Source organism: Amycolatopsis palatopharyngis (genome assembly GCF_003385185.1).
Lineage (GTDB): Bacteria > Actinomycetota > Actinomycetes > Mycobacteriales > Pseudonocardiaceae > Amycolatopsis > Amycolatopsis palatopharyngis.
On the sequence record NZ_PQHZ01000001.1, the window covers coordinates 1 to 19,189 of the forward strand.

Annotated in this window: 19 protein-coding genes; 6 read left to right on the forward strand and 13 right to left on the reverse strand. The window is 68.2% G+C overall.

The window, feature by feature from the left end; translation table 11 throughout:
* Window positions 1–124: 124 nt before the first annotated feature.
* The 6 genes from D0C15_RS00005 to D0C15_RS00030 form a co-directional block, all read right to left on the reverse strand.
* Complete coding sequence (locus D0C15_RS00005) at window positions 125–1,195, reverse strand: maleylacetate reductase (protein WP_116040325.1); 1,071 nt, start codon at window positions 1,193–1,195, stop codon at window positions 125–127.
* Complete coding sequence (locus D0C15_RS00010; RefSeq protein WP_116040326.1) at window positions 1,192–2,994, reverse strand: FAD-dependent oxidoreductase; 1,803 nt, start codon at window positions 2,992–2,994, stop codon at window positions 1,192–1,194. The genes D0C15_RS00005 and D0C15_RS00010 overlap by 4 nt, the downstream gene beginning before the upstream one ends.
* Before the next feature lie 113 nt (window positions 2,995–3,107).
* Window positions 3,108–4,070 carry a helix-turn-helix transcriptional regulator gene (locus D0C15_RS00015; RefSeq protein ID WP_245975487.1) on the reverse strand — a complete coding sequence of 321 codons (963 nt, stop codon included), beginning with the start codon at window positions 4,068–4,070 and terminating at the stop codon, window positions 3,108–3,110.
* Between the two features lie 80 nt (window positions 4,071–4,150).
* Window positions 4,151–4,783 carry a vitamin K epoxide reductase family protein gene (locus D0C15_RS00020; RefSeq protein WP_342768540.1) on the reverse strand — a complete coding sequence of 211 codons (633 nt, stop codon included), beginning with the start codon at window positions 4,781–4,783 and terminating at the stop codon, window positions 4,151–4,153.
* The gene (locus D0C15_RS00025) at window positions 4,780–5,499 is read right to left on the reverse strand and encodes a DsbA family protein (RefSeq protein ID WP_245975488.1); all 720 of its coding nucleotides are present in this window, start codon (window positions 5,497–5,499) and stop codon (window positions 4,780–4,782) included. The genes D0C15_RS00020 and D0C15_RS00025 overlap by 4 nt, the downstream gene beginning before the upstream one ends.
* A gap of 123 nt (window positions 5,500–5,622) precedes the next feature.
* On the reverse strand, window positions 5,623–7,254 hold the full coding sequence (locus D0C15_RS00030; RefSeq protein WP_116040328.1) for a multicopper oxidase family protein: 1,632 nt from the start codon (window positions 7,252–7,254) through the stop codon (window positions 5,623–5,625).
* A 105-nt stretch (window positions 7,255–7,359) separates the two neighbouring features.
* On the opposite strand from D0C15_RS00030, the gene D0C15_RS00035 reads away from it, so the two are divergent.
* From D0C15_RS00035 to D0C15_RS00050, 4 genes are all read left to right on the forward strand, one after another.
* Window positions 7,360–8,298, forward strand: coding sequence for an alpha/beta fold hydrolase (locus tag D0C15_RS00035; protein WP_116040329.1), 939 nt, complete (start codon window positions 7,360–7,362; stop codon window positions 8,296–8,298).
* Window positions 8,299–8,394: 96 nt separating this feature from the next.
* Window positions 8,395–9,171: a cytochrome c biogenesis CcdA family protein gene (locus D0C15_RS00040; RefSeq protein ID WP_116040330.1), complete on the forward strand. Its 777-nt coding sequence runs from the start codon at window positions 8,395–8,397 to the stop codon at window positions 9,169–9,171.
* 99 nt (window positions 9,172–9,270) lie between these two features.
* The gene (locus tag D0C15_RS00045) at window positions 9,271–9,639 is read left to right on the forward strand and encodes a BlaI/MecI/CopY family transcriptional regulator (RefSeq protein WP_116040331.1); all 369 of its coding nucleotides are present in this window, start codon (window positions 9,271–9,273) and stop codon (window positions 9,637–9,639) included.
* A complete protein-coding gene (locus tag D0C15_RS00050; protein ID WP_116040332.1) occupies window positions 9,636–10,601 on the forward strand; it encodes a M56 family metallopeptidase in 966 nt (321 codons plus the stop codon). Before D0C15_RS00045 ends, D0C15_RS00050 begins: the two co-directional genes overlap by 4 nt.
* Before the next feature lie 8 nt (window positions 10,602–10,609).
* Here the strand turns inward: D0C15_RS00050 and D0C15_RS00055 are convergent, their stop codons facing one another.
* From D0C15_RS00055 to D0C15_RS00075, 5 genes are all read right to left on the reverse strand, one after another.
* The gene (locus tag D0C15_RS00055; RefSeq protein WP_116040333.1) at window positions 10,610–11,230 is read right to left on the reverse strand and encodes a hydrolase; all 621 of its coding nucleotides are present in this window, start codon (window positions 11,228–11,230) and stop codon (window positions 10,610–10,612) included.
* Window positions 11,231–11,308: 78 nt separating this feature from the next.
* Window positions 11,309–12,040 carry a hypothetical protein gene (locus tag D0C15_RS00060; RefSeq protein ID WP_116040334.1) on the reverse strand — a complete coding sequence of 244 codons (732 nt, stop codon included), beginning with the start codon at window positions 12,038–12,040 and terminating at the stop codon, window positions 11,309–11,311.
* Window positions 12,041–12,081: 41 nt separating this feature from the next.
* On the reverse strand, window positions 12,082–12,780 hold the full coding sequence (locus D0C15_RS00065; RefSeq protein WP_116040335.1) for a DUF5058 family protein: 699 nt from the start codon (window positions 12,778–12,780) through the stop codon (window positions 12,082–12,084).
* A gap of 38 nt (window positions 12,781–12,818) precedes the next feature.
* Entirely contained in the window at window positions 12,819–14,255 is a 1,437-nt protein-coding gene (locus D0C15_RS00070) for an amidohydrolase (protein ID WP_162829853.1), read from the reverse strand.
* A complete protein-coding gene (locus tag D0C15_RS00075; protein WP_116040337.1) occupies window positions 14,248–15,720 on the reverse strand; it encodes an amidase in 1,473 nt (490 codons plus the stop codon). The genes D0C15_RS00070 and D0C15_RS00075 overlap by 8 nt, the downstream gene beginning before the upstream one ends.
* A 77-nt stretch (window positions 15,721–15,797) precedes the next feature.
* On the opposite strand from D0C15_RS00075, the gene D0C15_RS00080 reads away from it, so the two are divergent.
* Window positions 15,798–16,814: an Lrp/AsnC family transcriptional regulator gene (locus tag D0C15_RS00080; protein WP_116040338.1), complete on the forward strand. Its 1,017-nt coding sequence runs from the start codon at window positions 15,798–15,800 to the stop codon at window positions 16,812–16,814.
* A 54-nt stretch (window positions 16,815–16,868) separates the two neighbouring features.
* On the opposite strand, the gene D0C15_RS00085 is transcribed toward D0C15_RS00080, so the two are convergent.
* Together D0C15_RS00085 and D0C15_RS00090 are read right to left on the reverse strand one after the other, a co-directional pair.
* Window positions 16,869–17,510 (reverse strand): dihydrofolate reductase family protein, encoded by a 642-nt coding sequence (locus D0C15_RS00085; RefSeq protein WP_116040339.1) that lies wholly within the window; start codon window positions 17,508–17,510, stop codon window positions 16,869–16,871.
* A gap of 29 nt (window positions 17,511–17,539) precedes the next feature.
* Window positions 17,540–18,490 (reverse strand): LysR family transcriptional regulator ArgP, encoded by a 951-nt coding sequence (locus D0C15_RS00090; protein WP_116040340.1) that lies wholly within the window; start codon window positions 18,488–18,490, stop codon window positions 17,540–17,542.
* Window positions 18,491–18,560: 70 nt separating this feature from the next.
* On the opposite strand from D0C15_RS00090, the gene D0C15_RS00095 reads away from it, so the two are divergent.
* Window positions 18,561–19,187, forward strand: a complete 627-nt coding sequence (locus D0C15_RS00095) for a LysE/ArgO family amino acid transporter (protein WP_116040341.1) — start codon at window positions 18,561–18,563, stop codon at window positions 19,185–19,187.
* The last annotated feature ends 2 nt before the right edge of the window (window positions 19,188–19,189 follow it).

The following is a 19,189-nucleotide window of genomic DNA, read 5'->3' on the forward strand; positions in this document are numbered from 1 at the left end:
CGAACCGGCTGGTGGGCATCCTGCACGGCTGCCTCAAAACCGGCACCCTCTACGACGAGACGACCGCCTGGTCGCATCACGCCGAGAACGTTGCGGCTTGACATTTCAGCTCCTGGGATGTCTTTCAGGTCAGGATCGCCGGGTCTTGACCGGCCCAGGCAGCGGTGAGCAGCGCGGTCATCTCGCCCTCGCTGACCGGGCGTGGGTTGGCGGCCGGGACAGCGGGCAGGATGAGTCGTGCCGCCTCCGCGATGTCGGCCTCGGCAAGGCCGGCGTCCCGCAGCGCGCGCGGCGCGTCGAGTTCCGCGTAGAGCGAGATCAGCCCCGCGACCGCGTCGGTGGTCCCGAGCGCGTCGGCGATCCTGGCGGCCGCCTCCCTTGCCGCCGGGGCATTGAACGCCAGCACATATGGCAGGACCGCGGTGTGTGTTCGCGCGTGTGGCAGGTCGTAGGCGCCGCCGAGGACGTGGCAGATCTTGTGGTGCAGGCCGGAGCCCGCGGAAGCGAACGCGACGGCCGCGAGGTATGCGCCGTAGAGCATGCGTTCCCGCCCCACGAGGCCTTCCGGGTCCTTCCTGACCAGCGGCAGTCCGTTGGCCAAGGCGCGGATGCCCTCGCCGGCGAGTGCCGCGTCGATCGGGTCGGTTTGTGGCCCCCACATCGAATCGACACAGTGCGCGAGGGCGTTGCACCCCGAGGTCACCGACAGTTCGGCCGGCAGGGACAGGGTGAGCGCGGCATCGTAGACAACGGTCACGGGTAGGACGCGGTCGTCGGTGCCAGTGGTCTTGCGGGCAGACTCGGTCATCCCCCACACGTTGGTCGCCTCGGAGCCCGCGTACGTGGTGGGCACCGCGACGATCGGCAGCCCGGTGGTCAACGCGACCGCTTTGGCCAGGCCCGTCGTGGACCCGCCGCCGACGCTGACCAGGAGGTCGGCTCCGGCTTCGGCGGCCTGCGCGCGGGCTCGTTCGGCATTGGCGACCGGTACATGCGGTGCCACGTCCGCGCATCGCGCGGCCACATCGATCCGCGACGTCACCTCCTGCGCGAGTTGGTCCTCGTGTTCGGAGGCGACCAGCAGGACACGATTCGCACCGAGCCGCGCGACCTCCGCCGCCAGGTTCCGCGCGGCCCCGCCGGTGCCGAACAGCACCCGCTGACCGAGCGTCACATGCTCGAACTGCCAGGTCATGTTGCCTCTCCTCGGTCGAGTATGCGGGTCAACGCGGTCATGAGTTCGGCTTCGGGGTCTGCGGACAGGTTGTGGCAGCGCCAGCCGACATGCTTGTCCGGGCGCACCAGCACGGAGCCATCCTTGGCAACGCCACACAATCCAGCCCAGTCGAAGTAGAGATCGGTCACCGCGCGCCCCGGGCCGATCACCACGGTCTCCACCGGCACGCCTAACCGGTCGGCGGCATTCTTCGCGGCTGCGACCCATGCCTCCCCCGTGATTCCGGTGATGACGGTGAATCGTCCGTATGGAGCCAGATCGTGGGTCGAGTACTTGCGCTCGTTGTCGCCGACCCAGGCGTGCGGCAACCGCACCCCCGGATACGTCGACTGCTCGTAGTACAACTCTGGGTCGCGCGTGGGCTCGGGGCGTGCCGTTCCGTCGGACACCACGGCGGTGGACTCGTAGCGCTGGCCCATCTCGACACCGTGTGCGTTGAACTCGTAGTTCTTCAGCTCCATCGCCTCGCGCACGGCGGCGCGTTTGGCGGCGCCCGCCGGACTGTTGTCCTTGCGCTCCTCGATCCGCGCTGCCAACTGATCCGCGGTCTCGGCCATGTCGAGGCCGAGTGCCTCGAACAGCCCGCCGAATTCACGGGCGGACTTGTTCGCGCGCAGCACGATCTGCCGTGCCACCGGAGCGCGTTCGGTGGTGTAGGTGTCGAGCAGCCCAGGGCCAGCGTGTCCATTGAGGACGACAGCGACCTTCCAGGCAAGGTTGTAGGAGTCCTGGATGGAGGTGTTGGAACCGAGCCCGTTGCTCGGTGGATGCTTGTGCACGGCGTCGCCCGCGCAGAACACCCTGCTCCGGTGGAGGCTCGTGGCGTACTGCTCGTTGTTGCCCCACAGGGAGATGCCGGTGATCTCGACATCGAGGCCGGGATCGCCGACGAGGTTGCGCACGATGCGCAACGCGTCGTCCTCGGTCACCTCGGGTACGCCCTGCTCGAGGTCGAAGCCCCAGACTATGAGCCACTCGTTCCACGGCCGGACCATGCGCACGAGGCCCGCACCGATACCGCCGACGTTCGCACCGGGCTGGATCACCCAGTACAGCACCGAAGGGCGATGCCCGCAGAGTTGGCCCAGCTCGGCCTTGAACGTGATGTTCATCGAACCGGCGATGTCCATTTGGCCCTCATAAGGCAAGCCCAGGTCGGCTGCCACTCTGGACCGGGCTCCGTCCGCGCCGATCAGATACTTCGCGCGGATCGTGTACTCGCTGCCGGTGAGCCGGTTCAGCACGCGTACGTCCACGCCTTCATCGTCCTGCTTGTGCCCGAGGTACTCGGTGCTGAACTGGGTCTGTGTGCCACGCATGGTCGCGTTGCGAACGAAGATCGGCTCCAAGTAGGTCTGCGGGATATCGCAGTTGAGCGACGGCGAGGCCAGCTCGTAGTCGGCGTGGCGGGCCGGATGGTTTCCCCAAGTGAGGATCCGCCCGATTTCCTCACCGGCGATGGCGGTGCAGAAGACAGTGTCGCCGATCATGTGGTGTGGAGTGGCGTCGGCGAGCACCTCTTCTTCGATGCCAAGGTCCCGGAAGATCTCCATCGTCCGTTGGTTGGTGATGTGCGCGCGGGGCGTGTTCGCGGTCCAGCGGTACTTGGTGATCATGATGTTGGAAACGCCCAGTGTGGACAGAAAGAGCGCCGCGGAGGCACCTGCCGGGCCGGACCCGACGATCAGCACGTCCGTCTCGACCACGGTGGTCGTCGGCGGGGCGGTGTCGGCGAGACCGTCGTGGAAAGTCACCATGCCTGCTGCCTTCGTGTTCACTGCCCGGCCCGTTGCCGGTGCATGGGACACCGTCGCAGGGCGGGGGCGACACGCGGGCCGTACGGTCGCGGCACGGCGGAAATAGGCAAAACTCAGGGCGGCGCGAGCAACTCCCCGCGGTCACTGCGCGGTGTGGTGCCGAACCGCGCCCGGTAGGCGCGCGAGAAGTGAGCCTGCGACGCGAATCCGTGCTGGGCGGCGAGCTCGGCCAGCGGCGTGCGTGCGTGGGCCGGGTCGGCGAACGCGCGCCGCACGGCATCGAGCCGCGCGGCAAGGACGGTCTGCGGCACGCTCTGCCCCGATTCGGCGAACAGGCGAGAGAGCTGCCGCTCGGAGTACCCGATGGCAACGGCGATCCGGCCCGCGGACAGTTCGGGCTCGTGCAGATGCGCGGCGATATAGGCATGGGCGGCCGCGAGGTTGCTACCAGCCGAGGCGCCTGCGCCGAGTAGCGCCGCCAGCAGCTCCAGCACCGTGGATTGCAGCGCGTCCCAGTCCGTCCGGGCGCCCGCCAGGGCGTCGGCCACAGTGGCGGCGAGCGCGTGGGCGTGGGCGGCACCCTGACCGTGGTCACCGCCGCCGAAGGTGAACACGTGTGGCCGCGCCAGCCCGGATCGGCCAACGGTTTCGCGCAGCGCCGCCCTCGGCGCCTTCAGCACCAGCTCCGTGAGACCACGGGTGAAGCCTCGCTGGAACGGCTGGTCCGCGTCGCAGACGAGACCCTGGCCCGGCGAGAGCATCTCGCAACCGTTGCGATGGTAGAAGCACCCCTCGCCGGCCAGGGCGAAGTAGACGGCCACGCCATCGGCAGGGTGGGTGGCGATCTGCCGGATGTCCCGGTCGACGACATGCGGCGACCCACTGACCTTGGCCAGTTGCAGCTGGGGCAGCCGGAGATTGACCTCGGTCCCCTCGAACGGTCCGTCACCGAGCGGCCGGGCGCGCAGTCCCACCAACGAACGGGCGTTGTGGGCTTCCCATCCGGCGAGCTTGTGCCCGTCCGGCAGGTCACTGGTGCGGAACCGGGTCAGGCCGTGCACGTTCACGGGTGCCATGCGCCCACGGTAACCCCACCAGCTTTAGTTCTCCGAACCTCGTGAGGTCCGAGCCCGTTTCTCGTCAGCGGTCAGCTGCCTCAGAGCAAGGTGCTCCAGTAGTACCAGAAGGCTTCGAGTACCAAGGCGACGATGGCGAGGTACCAGAGCACGAGGGCCAGGGAATGGTAGTGCGCCAATCCGAGGGCAACGGGCTTACCGCTGGATGAAAAGTGGCCGCTGGTGAGGTTGTGCAACGTGGTGTACCAGAAGATCGGAATCGTCACCGCCCACACGACCATGCAGTACGGACACAGTGCTCCGATGTCGTAGAGGCTGGAGTAGATCAGCCAGTGCACGAACAGCACGCCGAAGGTGGTTCCGGCCTGCATACCGAGCCAGAACCAGCGCGGTGCCCGGAATCCCGACAGCAGCACCACGCCCACGGTGACGACCACGGCGAAGGCGCCGATGCCGATCAGTGGGTTGGGGAAACCGAACGCGCTCGCCTGCGGACTGTCCATGACAGACCCACACGAGACGACGGGGTTGAGGGTGCAGGTCGGCACGTAGGCCGGATTGCCGAGTTTGGCGAGCTTCTCCAGCATGAGGACAAAAGCCGCTACGAATCCGGCCCCGCCGCCGATCACGTACAGCCAGGCCAGTCCCCGTGGTGCAGCCGAAACCGACGGCTCGCGGTCGGAACTGGTGCGCACGGAACCGGTGGTACTCACGCCGCGAGCGCCTCGTCCAGCCGCGCTCGCAACTGGGCGTCCACGGCGGCGAAGGTGTCGCCTTCAGGGGTGAACTTCATACCGTTGATGAATATGGTCGGAGTGCCAGAGACGCCCGCGGTCTCCCCGTCGGCCTTGTCGCGTTCGATGCGCTGAGTGACCTCTTCGGAGTTCATGTCCCGGTGGAACCGGTCCAGGTCCAGCCCGATCTGGCGGGCGAACTCGTCGAAGCGTGCCTGGGCCTGCTCTGGGTCCCCGCTCGCCTCGCCGCCCGCGGAGCGTGCCCAGGACTGGTAGTTGTCGTACAGCGCGTGGTACATCTCGGAGTACTTGCCCTGCAAGGCCGCGGCTTCGGCCGCCCGCGCGGCCGGTACCGCCAGCGGGTGCATCTCCAGCGGGAAGTTCCGCGTGACAAAGGTGATCTGCCCCGCGTAATCCTTCTCCAGCTTCTTGGTGATGTTCATGTAGTAGCCGGCACAGGCGGGGCACTGGTAGTCGAGGAATTCCACCACGGTGACCTTGTCATCCGGAGCCTCCAGCAGCGTGTGGCTGTCAGGCTTGCGCAGTACGTCGGCGGCAACCGGATCCGCGCCCTGCGAGGCACCCCCCTGCGAGGCGTTGTCACTCGCGTCCGTGCGATTGAACAGCAGTACCCCGCCGATCACGACGGCCGCCACAAGCATGACGGCCACCGTCAGCACGGTGTTGCTCGACACGACTGAACTGCGTGTCAACGGATTCTTGAAATTCGGCATCAGATTCCCAGGGCCGGAGACAATCTCGACATCAATTCTACTGAACAACTACGTAGGTTCACCGTGAGGCCGGTCGAGGGCGGATCAGCCGTCGTCCGAGCGGTAGGACATGAGCGCCGCCATGCCGCTGGCCATGTGATAAGCGTTGTGACAGTGCACCAGCCACTGACCGGGATTGTCCGCGACGAGATCGGCCACCAGACGCTCCCCCGGGCCCACCATCACGGTGTCCTTACGGGTCCCCTGCGGCAGCTTCGTGGTGTCACGGCGCCCCGTGTCGCCGATCGCGCGGACAACGAAGGTGTGCCCATGCAGGTGCATGGGGTGGTACATCGGTGTCTGGTTGATCATCTCCAACCGGACCCGCTGCCCCTGACGAACCGGCATCGGTGTGATTCCGTCGAAGGGGCGCTGGTGTTGGTAGGTCTCGGCATTGATACGCCAGGCGAACCGGTTCATGTCGCCGGTGAGATAGAGCGTGTGAGTCCGATCCGGTGGGCCCTCGCCGAGGTGGACCGACGGTGCCGCCCGCAGATCGGACAGGGCCAGAAGTGTGCCGGACAGCTCTGCTGGAGCGGCCGTGGGTGGTGGAGCCGAGCCGCTGGCCGTGCGCACGATGCCCAGCGCCTGAGCGCCCTTGCCCTCGGCCACCGCCACGAACGGGAATGCGCCATCGGCCAGGGTGACCACCAGGTCGTAGCGCTCACCCGAGGCGATCTGCAACGTGTCGACAGTGACCGGCTCGACAGGAAACCCGTCGGTATGCGTGACCGTGAGCCGGTGACCGCCGAGTGCGACCCGGAAGACCGAGGCGCCGCCGGCGTTGATCAACCGGATGCGTGCCCGCTGCCCTGGTTTGGCATGAAAGGTCTGCGGTGCGGTCGGTAGCCGACCGTTCAGCAGATAGAACGGGAACTCGACACTGCTCGCCATTCGCGACGCCGGTGACTCCGGCGTGATCCCCTTCGGCGGGTTCGCCAGCCCCGCCGGCACGTGGTACTGCCAGGACCGCGATTCGTCGGGAATCATCCCGGCCCGCACCGGTGTGCGATAACGGCTGTTCATCCCGTCGCCACCCATCAGCTCGGCCAGCACCTGATCCGGAGTAGCCGCGGCGTCATCGATCCAGTCGTCGAGCACCACGACGAACTCGACGTCGTAATCCCCGGGCTCGCGCGGATCGTCGATGATCAACGGGCTGTACAGCCCGCGCTCACGCTGCAGACCCACGTGCGGATGCAACCAGTACGTGCCCGGATCCGGGGCCACGAACTCGTACCGCATCCGCTCCCCCGGAGCGACAGGCTCCTGGGTCAGCTGCGGCACTCCGTCCATGTCGTTGCGCAGCCGCAACCCGTGCCAGTGCACGGTGGTCGGCTCCGGCAGCCGGTTGTTCACCTCGACGGCCAGCTCATCGCCTGCCGTGCAGCGAAGCACCGGCCCCGGCAGCTGGCCGTTGTAGGCCCAGGTGCGCACCACGCGCCCACCCAGATCGACCTCCGCCGGTTCGGCCGTCAACGACGCGGTGCTCACGCGCCCCGTGCCGCCCGCGCGCCGGGCCTGCTCGGCGCCCGTGACGGCATCCGAGGACGCCAGCACCCGCCCATCGCCTTCCCCCTGGCGCAGTGCCCACCAGGTCCCGCCGGTCGCCGCTGCCCCCGCCAATCCGGCCGCACCGAGCAGCACACTCCGGCGCGACACCGGGAACTCAGGCATTCCTGTCCACCTCACACGTCAGCGACCAAGTATCCGAACAACGACAATGAGGCGGCCACTTACCAGCCGTTGCACAACAGATCTACTGACCACGATAGTAGATAGATGTCCGCCACCCTGCCCGCCCTCACCGTGACCGGGGTCTGGGCCATTCGACACCTGAGCGCACCCGGGGTGCGGCGCTGGCGGCCGGGTACCGGGGAGCGGGTGCGCGCCGGCCCGCTGGCTGTTCGCGTGCTGGGTACCGGCGACCCGGTCGTCGTGCTCTTGCATGGCCTGGCCGCGTCGGGTGAGTACTTCGGCGCCACGTTCGACGAACTGGGCCGCAACGGCACTCTCGTGGTGCCCGATCTTCTGGGCTTCGGTGCCTCGATGCGCCCGCCGGGCGGTGATCCGGCCGAGTACGGGACCGCCGCGCACGTGGCCGCCCTGGACGCGATGCTCGCCTCGCTCGGACTCGGCGATCGGCCGCTGGTGATCGCCGGGCACTCGATGGGTGCGGTGCTGGGTGTGCGCTGGGCCGCCCGCCTGCCAATGACCCGGGCGGTGGTTGCGTTCGCCGCCCCCTTGTACCTCGACCCGCGGCAGGCGAGGGCGCAGTTGCGCGGACTCGGCATGATGGCCGCGCTCGTCACCGGAGATGGACCCGTCCCGGCCGTACTCTGCGAATGGATGTGCCGCTACCGGCGATTCGCATCCTGGGTCACCGCCGCGCTGCATCCGGAACTGCCGGTACCCATTGCCCGCGCCGTCGTCCGGCATACCTGGGCGTCCTATCGCGGCAGCCTCACCGACGTCATCCTTGCCGACGGCTGGCGCGGCGCGCTTGATCGACTGGCCCGCGCCGGCGTGCCACTGCTACTGGCCGAGGGTGGTACCGATTCCGTACCGGTACACGGGCATGCTGCCGCACTGGCGGCGGCCAGTGCGTCCGTCACGGCGACCACCCACACCAGCGGTGGTCACGATCTCCCGCTCACCCACCCCCGCTGGTGCCTGGCACAGCTTCGCCGCGCACTCACCGACGTGAGCCTGCCGGAGTGACCCGATTCGCTTCTACTATTCTACGCCGTAGATACGTAGACGTAACGGAGGACGGATCATGCGGCAGGTGCAGCACGTCGTCGCGAGAGCGTCCGCATGGACCTGACCGAACTGGCCGTCTCCGGGCCGCTACTGCTGGCCGCGTTACTGGCCCTCGCCGCGGGAACGGTGTCCTTCGCCTCCCCCTGTTGTCTTCCGCTGGTGCCTGGTTACCTCGGCTACCTCGCCGGGCTCGTGGGAGCCGAGCCACCTTCGATCACGGACACGGGAGCACGCCCGGCTGCCGGGCGGTGGCGGGTCGCGGGCGCGGCCCTGCTGTTCGTGGCCGGGTTCAGCGCGGTGTTCATCACCGCGACGATGGCGGTACTCGGCCTGTCCGACGCCCTGCTGGCCAACGAGGTGCTGCTGCAGCGCATCGGGGGTGTGGTGACGATCGCGATGGGCTTGGTGTTCCTCGGCGCGTTTCCGCCGCTGCAGCGGGGGATGAAGCTGCGGCACAAACCCCGGGACGGGCTGTGGGGGGCTCCGGTGCTGGGCGCGGTGTACGGGCTGGGGTGGACACCATGTCTGGGCCCCACGCTGGCCGGGGTGATCGCGCTGGCCAGTGGAACGCAGGTCGGCCCGACCACGGGCCGGGGCGCGTTCCTCATCATCGCCTACTGCCTCGGGCTCGGCCTGCCGTTCGTGCTGCTCGCGCTCGGCGCTCAGTGGGCGGTCCGCGCCACCAGCTGGGTGCGGCGAAACATCCGGCGGGTCCAGCAGGTCGGGGGCGTGTTCCTGCTCGTCATCGGCGTCGCACTGGTTACCGGACTGTGGGGCGCGCTGATCGCCTGGCTCCGCGGTCCGATCGCGGCGTTCACCGTTCCACTCTGAGCACGGACGGCCGCGGCGGCCCATATCCGCGACCAGCGGAATCGGCGGGCCGATTCGCCCACGTAGGCTGGGTACAGCCGAGATGACACGGGAGGACGGATGCGCGGGTTCGGGGAACTCGAGACGGTCGTGATGGACCGCGTGTGGGACAACGAGGACCGGATCACGGTGCGCGACGTCTTCGAAACCCTGAAGACGACCCGGGAGATCGCCTACACCACCGTCATGTCCACCATGGACAACCTGCACCGCAAGGGCTGGCTCGCGCGCGAACGACAGGGCAAGGCATTCCTGTACTGGCCCACGCTGACCAGGGAGGAGTACAGCGCCCGCTTGATGCGTGACGCGCTGGACACCGGCGGTGATCCCGGAGTCGTCCTCACCCGATTCCTGGAGCAGATGAGCGACGACGAGTCCAACCGGTTGCGCGGTGTGTTCCAGCGATGGGCGAGCAAGGAGACCGAGTGAGCATCGCGGCCTGTTTGCTGCTATACAGCCTGATCGTGGCCGTGCTCGGTCCACGCCTGCTGACGCGGTGGACGCGCACCGGCACAGCGCCCCGGCTCGGCGTCACGGCATGGCTGGTCGCGATCGTCAGCGTGCCGGTCTCGTGGGCCGCGGCGGCGGTCTTTCTGACTGCCGAACTGGCCCGCGACTGGGACCGCCCCGGCCAGATCTTGACCAGTTGCCTCGCGGTGCTGCGGGTCGTGGCCGCAGGCAGCGCGGGCATCGCCGTCCAGATCGGACTGATCACGCTCGCCGCGCTGGCATTGGCCGCGGCGGCGGTGCTGACCGCGCGTCTCGGCCGGTCCCTGCTCGGCGCCCGGACCTGCACCCACGACCACGCTCGTATGGCTCGGGTGGCCGGACGCCGGCTGCCCGGCTCGGAGGCTGTGGTCCTCGAGGCCCCCGAACGCGTCGCCTACTGCGTAGCGGGCAGGCCGAACACCATCGTCGTCACCCGCGGCGCGCTTGACGCGCTCGACGCGGCCCACCTCCATGCCGTCCTGGCCCACGAACGCGCCCACCTCGCCGGTCGCCACCATCTCCTACTCGCCACCACCCGTGGCCTGGCCACGGCACTGCCCAAGGTGTCCCTGTTCGCACACGGTGCGACCGAGATCGCCAGCCTGCTGGAAATGTGCGCCGACGACCACGCCGCGCGCGAGCACGGTGCCCACACGGTGCTCGGCGCTCTGCTCACCCTCTCCGGCGTGGTCTCACTGCCCACCGGCGCGCTCGGCGCCACCGGCGTCGGCGTCGTGCAGCGCGCCGAACGCCTCGTCGAACCGGCCACCCGTACCCAACGACGGCATGCGCGCATGCTCCTCACCGCCATGGTGACCCTGCTGGCGGTTGGCCCCCTCCTCGCGGGGGTGCTCGCCGCCACCGGTCTCGCCTTCTGCGATCCGCTGCTGCTGATGGGCTGAGTGCACGGCTACGCGCGGAGTTCGTTGTACTTCGGGAAGTACCAGCGCAGGACACCGCGGAGTTTGTCGGCACCGGGACGCCCCCAGTCACGCTGGAGTTCGGCGACGAGTGAGATCGCGGTGATCGGCTGCGCACCCGCGTACATCATTCGCTGCATCGCCCGCTCGTGCGCCTCCCGGCTGACACCACCGATGGCGTCGGCGACCGGGTAGATCTCGTATCCCTCGCGAAGCATGTCGAGCGTGGGGAACGCGACACAGACCTCCGTCCAGAGCCCGGTCATGATGATCTTCTTGCGACCGGTGGCTTCGACAGCGGCACGAAAGTCGGGGTCCTCCCACGAGTTCAGTGTCGTCCGGTCGATCTCCTCGGTCGGCGGCAGCGCCTCGCGGAGCTCGTCAATGGTGCCCGTGTTCACGCCGAGTTCCACGCCGACAGTGGAAAGCACGGTCGGCAGGTCGTACAGTCCCGCAGCTTTCGCCACGGCCCCGATATTGAGCATGAGTTCGTCGTGCCCGATTGACGATACGGAGGTGACCTGCTCCGGCTGGTAGTCGATCAGGACAAGCGCGGCATTGTCCGGGGTGAGCAGCTCATCATCTGGACGAACAGGTGTCTCGCCTGCCATTGCTGAATGCCTCCTCGTAGCTGATCCGCCGTTGCCACGGTTCGACATCCAGCGTCCTCCACGCATCGCCGGTTCGCATCACGGGGACTCGACGGGTGCGGACCGGCGTGACCGGGTCGCGACCGCCAGTGCGACACCGAGCAGCACGGTGAGCATCAGCCCGAAGGGCGCCAGGGCCGGCACCTGGGTGACGACGACGAGCGCCATCACGACAGCGACTCCGAGCGCGGTCAGGGCGGAGCGCTTGTCCTCCACACCCCAGAACAGTTGCACGACGACCGGTCCCAGGACCGCGGGGAGGATGTAGTCGAAGGTGCTGACGAACGACTCCGGAAGGGCCGACAGCAACCAGGTTCCGCCGATACCGACCAGCAGGACAAGACTGACCACGTGCACCAGGGCAGCACCACAGATCGCGGCCGACGCGGCGATCTCGGCCCGCCGGGTGCCGGGTTTGGCGCCGATCGCGGCCTGCGCACTCACCGCGGCGGGCAGCAGCTTGTTGGAGATGTTTCCGATCAGGAAGGCCTGATAAAGCCCGGCGCTACCCAGCATCGGGAAGTACGTGACCGGTTCGAGTACCCAGTAGACCGCGAAGATCGCCGCGACCGCGGCCAGTGCGGTGAGGATGGGCCCGATACCCGGCCAGAAACCGGCGACGAACAACAAGTATGCCGGCCCGGCGAGGGATGCGACAAGGCCGGCCAGCAGGGTGTAGCGGCCCCATTTCGAGGTGGTCCGGTCGAACTCGCCGGTCTCGGACGGGGGCGTCACCGCTGACGTGACGAGGTTGGCTGCTGGTCGAGTCATGGAGCGCTCCAGACATCAGTAGGGAAGGTGTTCGCCAGTGATCAAGCGGCGACTCCGGCGGTCAGCAGGCCGACCGCCATCGAGATCGCCAGGCACCACTCCCTGATCCACGAGCGGCCGGAGGCCTTCGCCGCGATCTGGAGGATCACCGCGGTCAGGGTCGCGGTCACGACGACGTACAGGTGCACCGGGCTTTTGACCGGCTCCTGGGACACGAGATAGCCGAACGCGGCCATGAGTGCCGCGGCGGGAACGATTTTCAGCAGGGTCGCGTTGCGCTTGCGCACAGTCCGTTCTACTCGTTTGATCACCGGGCCGAGCGACAGGGCGCTGATCATCCACATGGCCCCGCCGAGCGACATGACCGTGAAGACCGTGGCGAACGCGGCCCCGTCGAATCCCTCGCCACCCAGTTCCAGCCCGAGCGCCTCGGAGCCGGCGTTGGCGGCGATGAGTTCGTAGCCGGCGGAACCGATGAGGCCGATGCGCATCAGTACCGCGGGGCCACCGAAGAGGCTGAGCAGGCCGACGGCGACGACGACGATGGCGATCGACGGCCCGATCGCGCTGATCGCACCGGCCCGGACAGAAGCATGGACCTCGCTGCGGGGCATGTCGATCAACGGGGCTTCCTTGAACCCCGCCCGGATGTAGATGACGCTCTGCAGGACGATGACCAGGAAGATGGAGATGGCGCAGGCCCACAGGAAGGGCGAGTTGGCCACAGCAAGGTAGTCCATTGAGGTCTCCTCGGTTTTCAGGCGCGGTGGGGGCGGCGCTATGAGAGATAGGACAGTGCCGCGGACGTCAGCAGCCGGTTGCCGACGGCAATGGCCGGCTCGGCCGCCAACTCGAATCGGGTCGTGTGGTTACCGGGGATCTCACTGGTGCCGGACTGGAGGTCCTGTAGCCGGAACGCGGGATAGCGGTCACCGTCCGCACCACCCCACATCCAGAGGGCGTACGGGACCGGGTCCCCGTCGTATCTCGTCCCAGGAAGTCCGTACTCGGAGAAGTCCTCGCTTCCCATCAGCGGCGTGGGCAACTGTGTGACCGTGGTTCCCGCCAGCGAGGTGTGCGCCGCCGAAAGACCTTCCACCAGAGAACCGTCGTTGACGGTGGCGGGGCCATTCGCGAAGACCGCGACGGTCGGGGGGCGCGGGCTTCCCGCCGCCGCGCACTCGGCGTCGGCGATCCGGCGGATGGCGGTCAGCGCCCTGTCCAGGGAGGCATCGGTCATGGCGCGGACATTCAGCGTGACAACCGCTTCGTCGGGGATGATGTTCGCCTTGGTCCCCGCGTGGAACATTCCAGTGGTCACCACGACGGGGTCGAACGAGGGAGTCTCCCTGGAGACAACGGCCTGAACGCGGGTGACGAAGTACGCGGCGGTGGTCACGGGGTCCACACAGGACGATGGTTGGGAACCATGCCCACCCCGGCCGTGGATGGTGACATCGATACTCGCGGTGGCCGCCATGATCGTCGCCGCTCGATGCAGCACGTGTCCGACCGGCGCCGGCATCACGTGCTGACCGAGGGCCACGTCCGGCTTCGGGAAGCGAGTGAAGAGGCCGTCGCCGAGCATGGCCTTGGCGCCCTGGAAGGTTTCCTCGCCCGGTTGTCCCACGACCAGAAGCGTGCCGCTCCAGCCGTCCCTGGCCTCGGCGAGCGCGTCCGCGGTGGCGGCGAGGCAGGTCACGTGCATGTCGTGCCCGCACGCGTGCATGACCGGGACCTGGCCGCCGGACGGCAGAGTTCCACTCGCCTCGCTGCGGTAGGCAAGGTCGGTCTCCTCCCGGATCGGGAGTGCGTCCATGTCACCGCGGAGCATCACGACCGGGCCGTCGCCATTGCGCAGAATCCCCACCACGCCGGTCTCGCCGACGCCTTCGCTGACATCGAGCCCGGACGACTGGAGCGACTCGGCGAGCCTGCCGGCGGTGCGGTGTTCCCGCATCGACAGCTCCGGATTCGCATGGAGGTCCCGGAAGAAATCGACCCAGGCGCCGTGCCCCGTCGCGCGGACCGCGTCCTCGGCGCGCTCCGCGGCGATCCGCGCGGGCACCCCCGGGTCGGGTGTGCCGACGGCGACCGGCTCGCAATGGCGTGTTCCAGTGCTTGTCCGAGAACTCGGGTCCGCCACAGCGTCGGGCGAGTTCCACGACTCACCATGACCACGCGATACGCCGTTCTCATAAGCCCTGTCAGACATGAGCGACTCCAGTGGTGAGAATGTCCGGTCTCCGCTGCCCGAAGCGGGTTGCCTGCTCGAACGCGTAACCCACCCGCAGAACATCCAGGTCTCCGTGGTGCGGGCCGACGATCTGCAGGCCCACGGGAAGACCGTCGGCGGTGAACCCACCCGGTACGGACAGGGCCGGGTGACCACTGACCGACACGTAGTAGGCCGACCGCATCCAGTCCAGGTAGGTGTCTTGCGGGACACCTGCTATCTCGCCCGGATACTCGAGGTCCACATCGAACGGCGGAACCTGGCTGACGGGGAGCAACAGAATGTCGTAACGCTGGAAGAACTCTCGGAACCGATGGTAGAGCGCGGTTCGGGCGACCTCGGCCGCCGCGATGTCCGGTCCCCTCAACCGGCGGCCCTGTTCGATGTTCCACATCAGACTCGGCTTGAGCGAGTTGCCTTCGGTGTCGGCGAGGGTGCCCAGCATGAGTTCGAACTGCCAGGCCCGTAGCGTCCGGAACACCTCATCGGCTCCGGTGAAGTCAGGACACGCTTCCTCGACCACGCAGCCGAGGCTCTCGAACATCGCGACCTGTGGCAGCAGCGTCGCGGTCACGACCGGATCCACCGGGACCGAACCACCCAGATCGGGCGACCAGGCCACACGCAATCCGCGGAGATCTCGCTCGAGCGGTCGCGCGAACACCTCTGCCGGTTCGGGAAGCGAGATCGGGCTTCGCGGGTCGGGGCCACCGATGACCGACAGCAGCAGCGCCGTGTCGGACACCGTACGCGCCATGGGTCCCTGCACGGCCATCGTCGCCCACGCGGCGCCGGCCGGGTGGGAGGGAACCCGGCCGGGCGAGGGACGCAGTCCGACGACGTTGCAGAAGGCGGCGGGGTTTCGCAGCGAGCCCCCCATGTCACTGCCGTCGGCGATGGCATGCATGCCGGTCGCCAGCGCCGCGGCGGCACCACCGCTACTGCCGCCCGCGCTCCTGGCGAGGTCGTACGGGTTGCGTGTGGCGCCGAAGATCGTGTTGAACGTGTGCGAACCCGCACCGAACTCCGGAACGTTCGTCTTTCCGATCGTGATCGCACCCGCCGCGCGGATGCGTTCGACGATGAGCTCGTCGTTGTCCGGCACGAAGTCGCGCATACTCTGCGACCCGAATGTCGTCCGGATACCCGCTGTCAGATGAGTGTCCTTGTGGGCGATGGGAAGCCCGAAAAGCGGGCCCGGTTCGTGACCGGCGACGAGCAGCTCGTCGGCGGCCGCGGCGGCTGCGAGCGCCCGCTCCGGGGTCACGGTGACCACGGCGTTGACCTGTGGATCGACCCGTTCGATCTGCTCCAGATGCGCACGCACGACCTCGCGGACCGATACCTCGCGCCGGCGAACCCGCTCGGCCAGCTCCCTCGCCGTCGCGAAACAGAGCTCGGCCCGCACACCGTTCGCATTTGTGTCCTGAGTCACTTGTCGCATGCGATCAGGGTGAACGGCCGGTCGATTACGGGCAATGGCCCTTGCAAATCTGACGAATTCAGCCAAAAATATGGCATATGGCGACGCCCCATCTGGCTGTACCCAAGGCCCAGCCAGATCGACTCGACCTCCGGATCGTGGCGGCGCTGCAGATCGACGGCCGTGCCTCGTGGCGCAAGATCGCAGCGGTACTGGGCGAACCTGAACGTACGGTCGCGCGACGCGGCAGCCGGCTCATCGACGAACGGGTCGTCGTGGTGACCGGTCTCGCTCCCCGGGATCGGGTGGCGTACAGCGAACCGGCGATCGTGTCGATGCAGTGCTCTCCCGGCACCATTCGCGTCGCCGCCGCCTCGCTCGCGCGCCGGAATGACACCACGCTCACCTATGTGATGACCGGCCCGGTGGACTGTGTTGCCGAAGTGTGGTGTCCTCCCGACCGGCTCCCGTCACTCCTCCTGGACGAGTTGCCGGGCACTCCGGGACTCGTGCGGATCCTGAGTTATCCGATCCTTCGCTACTACCGGACGGTGCACGAATGGCAGCCGGGGATCCTGGAACGTGACGAGGTCGCATCGTTGGCGGCAGACCGGCCGTTGCCCCCGACCGACATCGGCGGCGAAGCGCCGCGCACGTCCCGTGAGGACCGGACGATCCTGCGCGCACTCGCCGAGGACGGCCGCCAGACGCATGAGGAACTGGCGCGGCTGGCCGGTGTTTCCGAGGCGACCGTCCGGCGCCGGATCGAAGCACTTCGCGCCGAGGCCAGGCTTTTCTTCCGCGCCGTTGTCGAGCCCGCGACGCTGGGCCTGCCGGTCGAGTCATTACTGTGGATCAAAGCCGCACCGGATGCCGTGGACCTCATCGGTGAGCGCATCCTCGAGTCACATTTCGTGCGATACGCGGCTGCGATCACCGGGCCATATCAACTTCTGGTGGATGTCACCTTGCCGAACAAGGCAGCCCTGCACGAATTCACCACCCGCTCCCCCTGGTTGGCCCACGCGAGCGGAATCGAGGTCACACTGCTCGTCGAAGCGCTCAAACGCAGCGCGGTTCTCGCCGAGACACAGCAGGCGCGCGGTTTCTCGTGACGAGGCAACTGCACCGTCGGGCAGGGCGAGGCGCGAGGGTGCTGGCATGGGGTGTCATCGCACCACGCGGTACTTCACGTGTGTCACGCCTGGTGCCTCGATCGTCCGCACCTGCTCCAGGTTGATCTGCGGCGACAGGCTGTCCAGCAGGCGCGCGCCGCCGCCGAGGATTACCGGCACCACGTGCAGCTCCAGCTCGTCGAGCAGTCCGGCGGCCAGGAACTGATCGATCGTCCTGGCCCCGCCGTGGACGAGGACGTCGCCGTCCCCGGCCGCCTCGCGAGCCTGCTCGAGGGCCGAGGTGATCCCGCCGGTCACGAAGACGAAGGTGGTGTCCGAAAGGGACAGCGGCTCGCGCGGGTGGTGGGTGAGCACGAACGTCGGGACGTGGAACGGCGGGTCCTCCCCCCACCAGCCGGTCCATGCCTCATCCCACGGGCCGGTGCGGCCGCCGCCGAAGAACATGTTGCGGCCCATGATCCCGGCACCGACCCCGGCCTGTCGTTGCGCCATGACCTGAGTGCTGGCGTTGACCTCGCCGCCCTTCTTGCCGTGCGCCTCGCGCCAGGCCTCCAGCGCGACCACCCAATCGTGCAGTCCCTCGCCGCCCTCGCCGAGCGGGTTGTCGATGCTCTGATCGGGCCCGGCCACATAGCCATCGACGGAAACCGAGATATCGGCGCGAACCTTGCTCATCATTCCTCCTGTGTCAGCTGTACCTGCCGTCAGGAGGTAGACGCGTGGATCAACGGAAACTCATCGCTCGGGCGGGATGGTCCCGGGTGCAGGGACTCGGCCGCCGCGGCGATGATCGTTTCCGCTACGAGTGCGAGTGCCGGTACGTCCAGCTTCCATTGCTGCCAGTACAACGGCACGTCCACCAACTGTCCCGGCGCCAGGGTCACCAGTGCGCCCGAACGCAACAGCGGCTCCGCCTGCGACTCGGGGACCAGGCCCCAGCCGAGTCCGGCGGCGACCGCGTCGCGGAAGCCTTCCGAGGTCGGCACGGAATGCCGCGACCTGCCGGCATCGGACTCCCCGCGCGTGAGCGATCGGACGAATCGATCCTGCAGCTCGTCACGGCGGTCGAACACGATCACCGGTGCTTCGGGCAGGCACCGCTGCAGCGGCCCGCTGGACAGGTGGCGCGCCACGAAGAGCGGGCTCGCCAACGGCAGGTAGCGCGCCAGTCCCAGCGATCGCGCAGAGCAGCCGGCCACCGGCTGAGCCGACGAGGTCACCGCCGCCATCACCTGCCCCTCGCGCAGCAATGCCGCGGTGTGCGCCTCGTCCTCACGGCGCAGTTCGAAGCAGACGGGCGGGCTCTGCGGCACCCGCGTCAGGGCAGGCAGGAACCAGGTGGCCAGCGAGTCCGCGTTCACCGCGATGGGCAACCGGGCCGGTCCGGCCTCGTCGGCGATGCCCAGCTCCAGCTGCGCGTCCCTCCGCAGGGCGGTCAACTGTCGTGCGAACCGCACCAGTACTTGCCCGGACTCCGTCGGCCGGACCGGTTTCGTGCGCATCAACAGCACCCGCCCGGTGCGCTGCTCCAGCGTCTTGATCCGCTGGCTGACCGCGGACGGTGTCACGTGCAACGCCAGTGCGGCCCCATCGAAAGTGCCCTCGTCGACGACGGCGAGCAGGGTACGGACCTGGTCGAAGGGCAGCTCGGCCATCACGATCGCTAATGATAGCTAAGAAACCTTAGCTGTACTGAACACCTACCGGACCATAACGTCGGATGACGTGAACAGCGGCACTCTCCCGGCGGCTCTCGCCGGATTCGGCACCGGACTCTCCCTCATCGTCGCCATCGGCGCTCAGAACGCGTTCGTCCTCCGTCAGGGAGTGCGTGGACAGGCCGTGCTCGCGGTGGTCAGCCTCTGCGCGGTATCCGACGCGGTCCTCATCGCACTGGGCGTGGCCGGACTCGGCGCCGTGGTCGTCGCGTGGCCGCCCGCCCTGACCGCGATCGGACTGGCCGGCGGCCTCTTCCTCATCTGCTACGGCGTTCTGGCCACCCGCCGCGCGCTACGACCCGCCGCGGCCCAAGCATTGTCGACCCACGGCGCTTCCGCGGGCTCCGTCCGCGCCGCGGTGCTCACCTGCCTGGCCATGACCTGGCTCAATCCGCACGTCTATCTGGACACCGTGTTGCTGCTCGGCTCGGTCGCCGCCGACCGCGGCTCGTTGCGCTGGGTCTTCGGCCTCGGCGCGATGCTGGCGAGCCTGGCCTGGTTCACCAGCCTCGGCTACGCCGCCCGGCCGCTCAGCGGTGTCCTGTCCCGCCCTGCCGCCTGGCGGATACTGGATGCCCTGGTCGCGGCCACCATGCTCACCATGGGCACCATGCTGCTGGCACGCACCTTCTGACC